We start from the raw sequence: 12,327 nt of genomic DNA, 5'->3' as shown, positions 1-12,327 counted from the left end.
GGTGGGCGGCCTGGCCGCCTCACGGTCAGATCAGCCCGTTGCGCAGGGCGTACCCGACCGCGTGCGTACGGTTGCGCAGGTGCAGCCGCGTGATGATCTCGTGCAGCACGTTCTTGACGGTCCGTTCGGAGTACGAGGTCTTGCGCGCGATCTCCGCGGTGTCCAGCCCCTCCGACACCAGGCGCAGCATGTCCGCCTCGCGTGCGGTCAGGGTGGACAGGGACACCGCGCGCGGGTCGAGCGAGGACCGCTGCAGGACGCCGACGTGGTCGAGGAGCTTCGCGAGCAGGTCACCGGGCAGCACGCCCTCGCCGTTCGCTATCGCCAGGACCAGCCGCAGCAGCCGGTCCTGGTCGGCCTCGGCGCGCCGCAGCACCGCGGTGACCCCGCATTCGATGGCCCGCTGTAGGGCGTCCCCCGATTCGAACGTGCCGACCACGAGCCCGGTACGGGTCTCGGCGTTGTGCCGCAGCCGGTACAGCAGCGCGGCCGTCTCGTCGTCCACGCTGTCCACGGCCACGAGCGACACCTGGGCGCGGTGCGCCCCGGCGTCGTCGACGAGCTCGATCTCGGGCCGCTGGCGCAGCTGGTGGACTATCCCGACGTGCAGGACCGGGTCCGACGCGTACACGGCGACGGTGACCCGCCGGCCGGGGCCGGCGGGAGGGGTTCCGGGCGGGTTCCCGCCCGGCGCCTGGGGCATGGTGGCACCGAAGGCGGGGACGGGTCCGTTGTGGTCAACGCAGGTCATGTGTCGTACCTGTTCTGTGATGCGTCAATGGGCATGCGTCGGGGCCGGCTCCCATGGGCGGATACCAACCGAAGTGCTTGACAGGGGAGTTGGGTGGAGGCCGCAGGGGCACCGGAGCTGCCCGGGGCGTTGCCCTCGCGACCGTGGAGGTGGCCGGGCCGTCGCCGTAGCGTCGCCGTGTGACATCCCCAGCAGCCTCTCCCAGCCCTGGCGCGCCCGGCCTCGACATCCCGCCGGTGTCGGTGATGCCGGGAGGCACCGCCTCCACCAGCCTGACCGTTCGCAACGACAGCGACATCGTCGAGGCGTACCGCCTGGAAGTCGTCGGCGACTGCGCTGCCTGGACCACGGTGGAGCCCGACCGCGTCTCCCTCTATCCCGGCACCTCGGAGACGGTGACGATCCGTCTGGCGCCGCCGCGCTCGCCGCAGGTGCGGGCGGGCGACGTGCCGCTCGCCGTGCGCCTGCTGCCCACCGAGCACCCCGAAGCCGTACGGGTCCCCGAGACCACCGTGCACATCGGGGAGTTCCGGGAACTGCGCGCAGAGAGCGCTCCCAGACGCCGCCGCGGATGGCTGCGCGGGCGCTATCGGCTGGCCGTGCGCAACGAGGGCAACAGTCCGGTGAAGGTGGGCTTCACCCCCGCGCAGCCCGGCGAGGAGCTGAAGTTCGACTTCCGCCCCACCGGGCTGGAGCTGCAGCCGGGCGAGTCCTCGCAGGTGCGGCTGCGCGTCCGCACCGGCCGGCCGGTGTGGTTCGGATCCCCGGTGACCTGGCCCTTCACCGTGGACGTCGCCGAAGCCGCAGCTGCCGAGGACGACGAGGTGCGCCCGGAGCCGGACGCCGTCCGGGCCCCGCTGGACGTGGAGTTCGTCCAGATCCCGATCTTCCCGAAGTGGCTGCTGGCGGTCCTGGCGGCGCTGCTCGCGCTGCTGCTCGCCTGGTTCATGCTGGTACGCCCGGCCGTGCGCAGCACCGCCAAGGAGGCCGCCGACGAGGTGGCCCAGAAGCGGCCGGTGCCCGGGGCGGACGTGAACGGGCAGAATCCCGCGGCGGGCGGCACCAAGCAGCCGGGCGGCGGGGGCAAGAACACTCAGCCCGGGGCGGGAGCGGGCGGCACGGGCACCGGAACGGGCACCGGCACGGGTACGGGTACCGGCAGCGGCGGGGGCGGCGGACAGCAGAGTTCGGCCACCATCGACCTGCAGACCGGCGGCGGCGAGACCAAGACCGGCACCTACACCGTGCCCACGGGCAAGACGTTCGGGATCACGGACATCGTCGTCGCCAACTTCCAGGGCGACGAAGGCGTGGTGACCATCAACTTCGGCGAACGCAAGGTCACGACGATCGCGCTGGAGACGTTCCGCAACCAGGACTATCACTGGGTCACCCCCATCAGGATCACCGAGAACGAGACGGTGACGGTCCAGGTGACGTGCGCGAAGCCGGGCACCCCGGCCACCGGCCGTCAGGCGCAGGAATGCCACGAGGTCCTCAACGTGAGCGGTGTGCTGAGCGACCTCAGGTGAATCAAGCAGTACGGGTATCGTCTGTCAGGTTTTCCCCGGAGCAAAGGGGAGCCCTGGCTTCCCCGTCCGAAAACAGCTTCCCGGGCCATCGGTGAGTCCTCCCCCTTACCCGCCGTACGATCCCGTGACGCCGCGGTCCGGACGACGCTCGCCGCCGTCCGGACCGTCCTCGGGAGAAGGTCGAAGATGACTTGATCTTGGCCCTCTCCCCCGCCCCCGACCGGTCAGCTCGTGGGGACCGCGAGCTGCTGGCCCGACGCCGTGACCACGCGGGCGTTGCTGAGGTCGACCGTGTTCGGCAGCATCACCTGCGGCCGCAGGAGGTCCTTGAGCAGGTAGCGCATCAGCTCGTCCCCGGACATCGCCTTGAGCCGGGCCGCGAGCTGGGGGTTCACCTCCTCGATGCGCTGGATCTCCACGATCCCCCGCTCCGCCAGACCCGGCACGATGTCCCGGCCCATCAGGGTGTTGGACCGCAGCCGCTCGGGACGGACCTGTTCCTGCTGACCGGACCCGTAGGTCATCGTGCTGTGCGGGTCCGCCAGCGCCTGGGTCATGGCGAACATGACCTGGCTCCGGCGCTCCGGGTCCTGCTCGGCCCCCATCGCCTCCATCATCTTGTCCGTGTCCGGGAGTTCCGCCTTGCCCGCCCCGACGTCGAAGTTCCGTACCGGCAGGGAGAACTCGTCCGAGAAGGTGTCCAGGCGGGTGCCCAGTCGGCTCTGCGTCTGCGCCGGGTCGCCGGGCTTCGCCCGCACGGTGGGGTACTCGCGCTGTGCGAAGTCGCTCAGCATCAGCCAGCCCTGGCTCATCAGGGGCGAGCGGGTCAGGGGGATCTCGATCCGGGCCGGCTCGTCGCCGGCGTCGCCGGTGAACCTCGTCTCCCGGAACGGGCTGCCCGGTACTTCCAGGAAGAAGAAGACGAAGCCCTCGTTGGCCAGGACGTGTTTGTCGTACGCCTCCGAGGTGTTCGGCGCGTCGGGATCCGCCTTGAGCAGTTCGGTCTTGGACTTCATCTGCCCCTGGCCGAGCATCGTCGTGGCCCGTGACGAGCCCGTGTAGTGGCACAGCACGCTCTGCTGGAGCGCGGTCGTCAGCTTGTCCCTGACGCCGCCGACCCAGTTCCGCTCGCCCTGTCCTCCGGCGATCTCCTTGGCCATTCCGGCCCGGTTGAGCTCCGACAGCTCTCGGAAGTAGCTGGCGCCGTGCATCTGGAACGCGGCCGCGCTGTCGGCCCACTGCTGCTGCTGCCACAGCATGCCGTTCTCGGTCATCGCGGTGAACGGGCCCCGGGCCGCGTCGGGCAACGCGTCGTCGCGGGTGAGCTGGTCGTTCACCAGCTGCAGTTCGTCGTTGACCGAACGGAGCGCGGCATCCAGCCAGGGCTTGACGGCTTCGGGGGCGTCGTCCCGCTCCGGGGCGAAGACCATCTGGAGGTTCGTCAGCGCCATCAGGCAGTGCATGGGGTCGCGGTTGGGATCGTTGTCGTACGCCGTGATGGCCGCGCGCACCCGCGCCACCAGGTCGCCCTGTGGCTCCGGCTGCTTGCGGGTCATCGACTTGAACCGGCCCAGCAGCCCTCCGCCGCTCGCCGGGTCGGCCGGCAGCGAGGGGCCGAGCTCATCGAACCCCTTGCGCTGGACGACGGACGACGTGCCCGACCCGTGCGTGTGTGCGTGTGCGTGTGCGTCTGTGCCGTGCGTCTCGCAGGCGTCCCGCTGGACGGGGGCGGGGCCGCTCATCACCCGCCTCGCATTGGCCTCGGCCGCCCGCTCGAACCGGTCGCCGGGGTCACTGACCCGCAGCCCGTCGCCCGTGTCCGTCCCGGTGACGGGCCCCTGCCGCTGCTGGATGACGTGGGTCAGCTCGTGCGCCAGGGTGTGCTTGTCCCCGCCCCCGGCCCCGATCACGACATCGCTGCCGGAGGTGTAGGCCCGCGCCCCGATCTCGGCGGCGGACCGCTGGGCCGTCGGCCCGCTGTGCACCCGTACGTCGGAGAAATCGGCGCCGAGCCGGCTCTCCATCTCCTCCCGCAGGGGCCCGTCGAGCGGCCGCCCGGCCGAGCGGAGCACCTGGTGCGCGGTGGCCCGCTGCACGGCCGCGGCATCCCGGCCGGACGCGAGCATGCGCGTCACCGCCGCGTTGCCGACGGCCCGCTGGAGCGCCACCGGGGACCCCGGCGCGGGCGCTTCCACGGCCCGTTCCTCCTCCGGGGACGCCTGCCGGACCCGGCCGGAGCCGTCCTTGGCGGCGTCGCCTGCTGCCTTGTCTCGGGCGGGGATGCGCATGGGCTGCCTCTCGGATATGGCGGTGGGACGCTTCCTGCTTACCCCCCAACCCCCCGTGCCGCCATGCCCCTTCGTGCACACCGAAGGGAACCCCCCGTGCTCCCGCCGCACCCCGCCCGCGGCGCGGGCACAACCGGACGGGCAGGATCCCGACGCCGTTGCCGATGAAGCCGCCCTGGCGCGGCAACTCCGCGTCGTCAGGCCACCGTTCTCCCGGCTGCTGCCGCTCCCGGCCCGAGTCCCGTGGACCCGAGCACGATCGCCCCCGTGAAACCGAGCAGCGAAACGAAGCCCGCGACCACCAGGAGCGGCAGCAACCCGTCGACGGGCCGTCCGGGACGCCGTCCGATGCGCCCTCGACGAACCCGTCGAACACCAGCGACACGGGCAACAGCACGAGCCCGCCCAGCAGCACCACCACGAGCATCACCGCGACCGGGACGGAGGCGATGCCCTGAACCAGTCGGTACGTCCCGTGCCGCGACGGCCAGTTGCAGCTCCCGGCCGATGCCCGGGGAGTCGAAGACGTTCTCCCGCACCACCGCCGAGCCGACCAGCACCCCTGGGTGAGGGTGAGCGCCTGCGCGGCCGTCCGGCGGCGTTGGGCAGGATGTGCCGCACCCCGAGCCGCACCCGGCGTACACCGGCCAGCCGTGCCGCTTCGCAGTACGGCGTGGCCGCGGTGTCCGCGACGGAGACCCGCAGCAGCCTGGTGGCCACCGCGAGAGCGGGATCCGGGCGGACGTCGAGACCACCCGGTCGGCGCCGCCGCCGCGCAGCCCGGTGCTCCGGCTCCGGGCTGGTCCTCCCGACACCGGACGCCCGGCCTGCCAAGCGCGTGAGGGCCCTCCCCTGCCGCCGCGCAAGCAGACGAGCCCGCAGGCGCCCGCTCCCGGCGGCCGCGTCGAAGCCCGCAATCCCCCGCCGGGGTGACGGGACCCTGTTCGAGCGAGTTTCAACGCCACCGGCGCAGGCACGCCAAGCCCAACACGCCGGATCAGAACGTTCGTTCACCATCCGCCCCCGATTCGGCCGTGACTCGCCCGATCGGGAGCCGTTCCTAGAGCACCAGTACCAGTAGTGCGCCCATCCGGAGGATCCCGTGAACCCGCTGCCGAACCGCCTCGAAGGCCCTTCCGTAATCGAACATCGCGAGTCCGCCCCGTGCCCGCGCCCGGCGGACCGGCGCCGTGTTGACGCCTGCTCCTCCTGTGGCCGCCAGGCGCGACCGGCTGCCGGGAGGGCGGCGTGAACGAGGACTCGACGGCCGGGTCCGGCACCGCGAGGGTGTCGGAGTCCGAGCGGCTCCTGTTCGGCGGCGAGCTCGCCTACGACATCGGCTGGGACCAGCACGAGGGGGCGTGGCTCGAACTCGGACTCTGGACGATGGCCAAGGAGCTGCCGCGCCTGGTGGGGACCGGCGTGCGGCTCGCGCATCTGGCCGACGCCCGCGCCCTGCGCGTGGTCCTGGTCTCCGAGGCCGGTCGCGGCATCGCCCAGGCGATCGGCCTGGTCTCCGTCAACAGCGTGCTCGGTCACGTCCTCGCGGGCGGCAGCACCGACGAGCGCCTCACCCAGTCGGTGCCCGCCCTCGTGGCGGTGGCCGTCACCGCGTTCGCCGGGTCCTTGCTGCGCTCGGCGTCGACGGCGGCCACCGGCGCCCTGGAGCCGAAGGTGCAGCGGGTGGCCACGGAGCAGTACCTGGCACTGGTGCACCGTACGGAGCTCTCGGCGATCGAGGACGACGAGTTCCACCGGCTCCTGGACGCGGCCCGGTACGGCGCGGACTCCGCCCGGCGCATGATCCGCTACTGCACCAACACCCTGAACGCGGCGGTGTCCCTGATCGCCGCGGCCGGCGTGCTGACCGTCCTGCACCCCGTGCTGCTGCCGTTGCTCGTGCTGATGACGCTGCCGAGCGCCTGGAGTTCGCTGATGATTTCCCGTCAGAAATACATCTCCTTCCACGCGTTCGTCCAGCACGCCCGGGCCGGGCACCTCCTCGGCCAGTTGCTGACCCAGAAGGAAGCTGCGGCAGAAGTCCGCATCCACAGCGTCGGCCCGTTCCTGCTGGGCCACTTCCGGACCATGGCCGAGACCAGCGAACGGGAGCAGACCCGGCTGGCCCGCCGGGCCGCGCGCATCGGCCTCGTCGCCGACGGCGCCGGCGGCCTCGCCACCCTCCTCACCTACGGAGCGCTCGGGCTGCTGCTGTGGGGCGGCGCCATGGATCTCGCGGTCGGGGGCACGGCCGTCCTCGCCATCCGAAGTGGCGCAGCCAGCCTGGACACGCTCGTGCTGCAGATCACCGAGCTCCACCAGGAGAGCCTGTTCGTCGCCGACTTCGAGCGGCTGTGCCGGGAGGCGAAGACGAGGGCGATCCCCAGCGGCGGACAGGCGCTTCCCGAACGGCTGCGGGAGGTCCGGTTCGAGAAGGTCACCTTCACCTACCCCGGCAGCAGCGGCACGACGCCGGAGCCGACCCTGCGCGAAGTCAGTCTGGCCTTCCCGACCGGGAAGATCATCGCGCTGGTGGGGGAGAACGGCTCCGGGAAGTCCACGCTGGTCAAGCTGCTGGCCGGCCTGTACCTGCCCGACGAGGGCAGCGGGACGATCTGGTGGGACGACGTCGACGCCCGCGCCGCCGACCGTGACCAGGTGTTCGCCCGGGTCGCGCTGATGTCGCAGGACTTCTACCACTGGCCGTTCACCTACCGGGTGAACGTCGGCATCGGCCAGCCCGGTCAGGCCATCGACGACGACGCCGTCGAGGCGGCTTCCGCGTTCTCCGGGGCCGACCGGGTCCTCGCGGACCTGCCGCGCGGGCTCGGCACGCTGCTGGCGCGCGGCTACCGCGGCGGGCACCAGATCTCCGGCGGCCAGTGGCAGCGCATCGGCATCGCGCGGGCCAAGTACCGGCAGGCCGAGATCCTGATCGTGGACGAGCCGACCAGCGCCCTGGACGCGGTCGCGGAGCAGCGGGTCTTCGACCAGATCAGGGCGCTCGCCGCGACCACCGGCCAGACCATCGTGCTCATCACCCACCGCCTGCACTCCGTACGCCACGCCGACCTCATCCACGTCCTCAAGAACGGCCGGGTCGCGGAGTCGGGCACCTTCGAGGAGCTGATGGACGCGGCGACGGGCACCGGCGACTTCCGCGACGCCTACCTGGTCCAGGCCACGGCCTTCGATGCCCCGGTCCCGGCCCAGCCCACCGGCGACCACGACGCCGTACGCACCGAGGACCACGCATGAGGACGGCCGCGTTCAAGGGCCCGGCCCGCGCCCGCCCCGGCGGAAACCGCCGCCCCGGGGCATCGCGGTGAGCGGCGGGGACCGGCACACCGTGCCGGTCGACGTGCACCTCGTCCTGCGCCGCGACGGCGAGGACGGCCCCGAGGTCCTGTTGTCCCGCCGGGCCGGCCCCGTGTACGCCGCCGGCCTGTGGCACCTCCCGTCCGGGCACCTCGACCCCGGCGAGGACATGGTCGAGGCCGTGATCCGGGAGGCCCTGGAGGAAACAGGCGTACTCATCCAGGCGGAGGACGTGACCGCGGCGGTCACCGTCCACCACCACCCGCCCACCGGCTCCCGCTCCCGCATCGGTGTCTTCTTCGAGGTGCGCCGGTGGAACGGCCGGCCCCGGGTCATGGAGCCGGACCGCTGCGACGGCATGGACTGGTACCCGCTCGACGCCCTCCCCGCGCCGATGGTGGCGTACTGCCGGGCCGGGCTCGACGCCTACCGCGCCGGCCTGCCCGCCGCCGTGCACTTCCAACAGCCGGGCGACACCGTCGAACACGGCCCGGACGGCCCCGACCGCACCCGCCTCCTGGCCGGCCCGCCAACCGGTGGGGTGGAGCTGCCGTACCGGCTACGCGTGTTCGCCCAGCAGGCCGTCGGACAGATCGCGGACGCGACGGAGGTCTCCTGGATCCGCACCGGCAGCCGGGTGTGGCAGCTCACCGGACCCGGGGGCGGCTCCTGGTATCTGAAACGGCACCGCGGACGGAAGTTCCATGACCGGGAAGTCACCGCGTACCGGTCGTGGGTGCCGACGCTCGGGCCGCGGGCTCCCCGCCTCGTCGCGGCCGACACCGCGGCGCAGGCCGTCGTCGTCACCGCACTGCCCGGGCGCCCGCTGCACGGCATGGTCCTCGACGCCGCCGACGAGGCGCGCGTCCAGCACGACCTGGGCCGTCTCGTCCGCGCCCTCCACCGCAGCGCGCCGGAGCGGCCCGCGCGGTCCGCGACGGCCGCCGACAAGGTCAAGCGCCATCTGGAAGGCGCTCGACCGTACCTGGCCGACGGTGACGAGGACCTGGTCCGCGCCCTGGTCCTCGCTTGCGCGGGTCTCCCGCAGCCCGTGCTCGTGCCCACCCACGGGGACCTGCAATACCGCAACGTCCTGCTCGGCGACGGCGGCGAACCGCAGCTGTTCGACTTCGAGCGGTCCGAGTACGGGACCGTGACGCGGGACCTGGTGCGGCTGAGCGACACCTGGACCGGCCGTCCGTACCTGCGCACCGCGTTCCTCGACGGCTACGGCAGAGCGCTCACCCCGGCCGAGGAGCTCCGCCTGGACTGCGAGGCCGCCTTCGACGCCGTCTCCGGCATCGCCTACGGAACCAGCCACGACGACCCCGAGGTGACCGAACGCGGCCACCGCACCCTGCGCCGGCTCCACGCCACACGGCGCCCGTAACCCATATCCCATGAGCCCCAACTGCCCCTTCGCGAAGGGAAACACCGTGCCCGAACCCCACCGCGCCACCCCGGCCTACCTGGCCGACTCCCCGACTGGCGCACTCGCCACCGCCCCGAAGTACCCCGAGGGGCCCGCCGTACGGATCCACGCGGTAGCCGCCGACCCCGCGGAGGGGAACGCACCGTGAGCAAGAAGTGGCTCCCTCCGGCGGAGTTCGCCGCGACCCTGCCGAAGGCCACGGTCTTCGGAGCCGTGTTCTTCACCGACGAGGACGACCGGCCCGTCCAACTGCGCGCCACCTACTCCAGCGCCCACCCCTGGCAGTGGCCGGGCGGCGTCGCCGAGCCGGGCGAGCGCCCCTGGGAGACCGCCGTACGCGAATGCCGTGAGGAGACCGGACTCCACGTGACGGAACCGCCGAAACTGCTGGCCACGGTGTTCGGGCTGCCGGGCAAGGACTGGCCGCTGGCCACGGTCGGCTTCGTCTTCGACGGCGGCCGGCTCTCCGCCCGGCAGCTTGCCGCGCTCGTGCTCGACCCGGACGAGCACGACCAGGTGCGCGCCCTGACGGTGCCCGAGTGGCGGGCCCTGATGCCGGGACGGGACCACGCACGGCTCGAGGCCGTCATGTCCGCCCGCCGCGCCGGGCTCCCGGCGTACTTCGACACCTGGGACTGGGAGGCCTGAAGGAGCACCCTGGCCCGGCTGCCGCAGGCGGCCGGGCCTGCCCGTCGTCGTACGCGGCCGAGCGGGCAGCGGCGGGATCGCAGGGTCCGGCCCCTGTTCGCCGATCCCTGGCATCCCCCACTACTCGGTGATACCGTATAGCTGTACTCGGTACTACGCAGTACCGATCGTGCCGAGGAGGACTCGCGATGGACGACCTGACGGAGATGCTGAAGGGCACGCTCGAAGGGTGCGTGCTCGAAATCATCGACAGTGAGGAAACCTACGGGTACGCCATCACCCGTCAGCTGAACGAGCTGGGCTTCGCCGACGTCGTCGAGGGGACGGTCTACACCATCCTCCTGCGGCTGGAGCGGAACGGTCTCGTCCAGGTGACGAAACGACCGTCGGGGGTCGGCCCCCCGCGCAAGTTCTACGCGCTCAACGACGCCGGACGCGAGGAACTCGCGAAGTTCTGGGCGAAATGGCAGTACGTCTCATCACGCATCGACAAGCTCAAGGAGGGCGGGAGATGAAGTTCTGGGAGACGATCACGGGTAGCGATCTCACCAGGGAATGGAAGGCGTTCGAGGCCCGGGCCGCGGCCCTGCCGGACGACTACCGGGCGGCATGGGAGCAGGTCAAAGACGGCCTCCTCCCCCACGGGGACTTCACCGGCCGCAACCTGATGCCCATCCTCGACGCCACCCTGGGCCTGCTCGAAGAGACAGCGGCGGACGGACAGAGCGTCCATGAGGTACTCGGCGACGACGTCCGAGGCTTTTGCACGGCGCTGGCCGGTGGAGAAGGGGCCCGAACCTATCGCGACCGGTGGCGCGAGCAGTTGAACAGGAACGTCGCCAGGAAATTGAGCCGGCTGGGAGGCTGACGTGGGCATCCAGGACATCATCGAGGGCAAGAAGCAGTGGCGGGCGCACATGGCGCGGGTCAAGGCACTCCCGCCGGACTACCAGATCGTCTACAAGGAGATGCAGAGGTACCTGTTCAAGGTAGGACCGGTCGACCTGCCCGACGGGCCCCTGCTCCCCGGGATCGTCGACTTCTTCGAGGAGGGCGCGGCCTCGGGCAAGGGGGTCGTGGAACTCATCGGCACGGACATCGCCGCGTTCTGCGACGACCTGATCAAGGACTCACGCACCTACGCGGACGTCTATCAGGAGTCCATCGGCGGGAAGTTCGGCACGGCCGAGAAGTAACGTCCGCCGGCTCACACCGGGGGGCGACTGCGACTGACGACGGCACCGGTCCGCCGCCGACGCCCATGCGACGCTCAGCCGCGACCCGAAGTGAGCGGGCCGTCCGAGCGCTTCCCCGCCCCTCACCGCTCCAGCCGGACGAGACACACGCAGGTCAGCGCACCCGGCCACGTGCTTTCAGCGGGACCGGCGGGAGTTGCGGAGCGGGGATCGGGGGGCCGTCGTAGCCCTTCACTTCGCCGTAGCGGGTGCCGTTCATCCAGTCCTGGCGGGCCTGGACGATCTCCTCGTTGCTCCGGCCGATCCAGTTCCAGAACATGACGATCTCCTCCTCGAACGGCTCGCCGCCCAGGAGCATCACGCCCGCGTCCGAGGCGGCGCGCAGGGGGAGTTCCGTGCGGCCGCAGCCGAGGTAGAGCATCGAGCCCGGCAGCAGCGGGACGCCGTCGACGTGGGTTTCGCCCGACATCGACAGGACCGCGTACTCGAAGTCCGGGTCCAGCGGCAGCCGGGTCTCGGTGCCCGCCGTGAGGGCGAGGTCCGCGCCCACGATGGGGGTGTAGGCGGTGCCGGGCGAGGTGGCCTCGTCCAGGGTGCCCAGGATGACCGTCGCGGTCAGCCCCGGGGCCGTGACCCGGGGCAGGTCCGCGTGGTGCTGGAAGTGCGGGGCCACGTCGCGGTGGGCGTCCGGCAGCGCCACCCACAGCTGGGCGCCGTGCAGGAGGCGGGCGTGCGGGCGCGGGCTCTCCTCGGAGTGGCTGATGCCGCGGCCCGAGGTCATCAGGCCCAGCTCGCGCGGGCGGATCGTCGCGAGGCTGCCCACGCTGTCGCGGTGCAGGACCTCCCCCTCGTGCAGCCAGCTCACGGTCTGCAGACCGGAGTGCGGGTGGGGCGCCACCTGCATGCCCGGCTCGTCGGCGATGCCGTCGGGGCCGTAGTGGTCCACGAAGCACCAGGCGCCCACCATCCGGCGGCCCAGGTTCGGCAGCAGCCGGCGGACCTCGGTGGACTCCCCGAGCTTGACGGTGCGCGGGCTGAGGAGCTCGCGTACGGGTTCGGCGACGACGAAACCACGGCCGCCGCAGACGGCGAGAGCGGGCTGGCGATCGAGATTGCTCATACCGCACAACTTAGTACCGCCGGGCCCGCAGCGTTCCATGGA

Annotated in this window: 11 protein-coding genes and 1 pseudogene; 8 read left to right on the top strand and 4 right to left on the bottom strand. The window is 71.9% G+C overall.

The genetic code is table 11. The annotated features are described in order from the left end of the window. Positions 1-25: 25 nt before the first annotated feature. Positions 26-703, bottom strand: a complete 678-nt coding sequence (locus tag ACZ4M3_RS02515) for a helix-turn-helix transcriptional regulator (protein ID WP_467730112.1) — start codon at positions 701-703, stop codon at positions 26-28. A 227-nt stretch (positions 704-930) separates the two neighbouring features. On the opposite strand from ACZ4M3_RS02515, the gene ACZ4M3_RS02510 reads away from it, so the two are divergent. Further along, entirely contained in the window at positions 931-2,283 is a 1,353-nt protein-coding gene (locus ACZ4M3_RS02510) for a COG1470 family protein (RefSeq protein WP_467729424.1), read from the top strand. 224 nt (positions 2,284-2,507) lie between these two features. Here ACZ4M3_RS02510 and ACZ4M3_RS02505 read toward each other — a convergent pair whose 3' ends face one another. Both ACZ4M3_RS02505 and ACZ4M3_RS02500 read right to left on the bottom strand, forming a co-directional pair. Next, positions 2,508-4,571 (bottom strand): eCIS core domain-containing protein, encoded by a 2,064-nt coding sequence (locus ACZ4M3_RS02505; protein WP_467729422.1) that lies wholly within the window; start codon positions 4,569-4,571, stop codon positions 2,508-2,510. A gap of 403 nt (positions 4,572-4,974) precedes the next feature. Continuing rightward, a pseudogene (locus ACZ4M3_RS02500) lies at positions 4,975-5,297 on the bottom strand (ABC transporter permease subunit); the annotation flags it as partial. Positions 5,298-5,819: 522 nt separating this feature from the next. On the opposite strand from ACZ4M3_RS02500, the gene ACZ4M3_RS02495 reads away from it, so the two are divergent. The 7 genes from ACZ4M3_RS02495 (at position 5,820) to ACZ4M3_RS02465 (ending at position 11,165) form a co-directional block, all read left to right on the top strand. Beyond that, a complete protein-coding gene (locus ACZ4M3_RS02495) occupies positions 5,820-7,829 on the top strand; it encodes an ATP-binding cassette domain-containing protein (protein WP_467729421.1) in 2,010 nt (669 codons plus the stop codon). 67 nt (positions 7,830-7,896) lie between these two features. Beyond that, positions 7,897-9,279 carry an NUDIX domain-containing protein gene (locus ACZ4M3_RS02490; RefSeq protein WP_467729419.1) on the top strand — a complete coding sequence of 461 codons (1,383 nt, stop codon included), beginning with the start codon at positions 7,897-7,899 and terminating at the stop codon, positions 9,277-9,279. 46 nt (positions 9,280-9,325) lie between these two features. Next, positions 9,326-9,469 (top strand): hypothetical protein, encoded by a 144-nt coding sequence (locus ACZ4M3_RS02485; RefSeq protein WP_467729418.1) that lies wholly within the window; start codon positions 9,326-9,328, stop codon positions 9,467-9,469. Continuing rightward, positions 9,466-9,969 carry an NUDIX domain-containing protein gene (locus tag ACZ4M3_RS02480; protein WP_467729416.1) on the top strand — a complete coding sequence of 168 codons (504 nt, stop codon included), beginning with the start codon at positions 9,466-9,468 and terminating at the stop codon, positions 9,967-9,969. The genes ACZ4M3_RS02485 and ACZ4M3_RS02480 overlap by 4 nt, the downstream gene beginning before the upstream one ends. 188 nt (positions 9,970-10,157) lie before the next feature. Next, positions 10,158-10,484, top strand: a complete 327-nt coding sequence (locus tag ACZ4M3_RS02475; RefSeq protein WP_467729415.1) for a PadR family transcriptional regulator — start codon at positions 10,158-10,160, stop codon at positions 10,482-10,484. Continuing rightward, a complete protein-coding gene (locus ACZ4M3_RS02470) occupies positions 10,481-10,837 on the top strand; it encodes a DUF1048 domain-containing protein (RefSeq protein WP_467729414.1) in 357 nt (118 codons plus the stop codon). Before ACZ4M3_RS02475 ends, ACZ4M3_RS02470 begins: the two co-directional genes overlap by 4 nt. A 1-nt stretch (position 10,838) precedes the next feature. Next, positions 10,839-11,165: a DUF1048 domain-containing protein gene (locus ACZ4M3_RS02465; protein ID WP_467729412.1), complete on the top strand. Its 327-nt coding sequence runs from the start codon at positions 10,839-10,841 to the stop codon at positions 11,163-11,165. Between the two features lie 154 nt (positions 11,166-11,319). Here ACZ4M3_RS02465 and ACZ4M3_RS02460 read toward each other — a convergent pair whose 3' ends face one another. Beyond that, positions 11,320-12,285 carry a pirin family protein gene (locus ACZ4M3_RS02460; RefSeq protein WP_467729410.1) on the bottom strand — a complete coding sequence of 322 codons (966 nt, stop codon included), beginning with the start codon at positions 12,283-12,285 and terminating at the stop codon, positions 11,320-11,322. Positions 12,286-12,327 lie beyond the last annotated feature (42 nt).

This window comes from Streptomyces sp. NPDC026522 (assembly GCF_055567555.1).
This window is presented reverse-complemented; position numbering and strand designations above follow the sequence as displayed.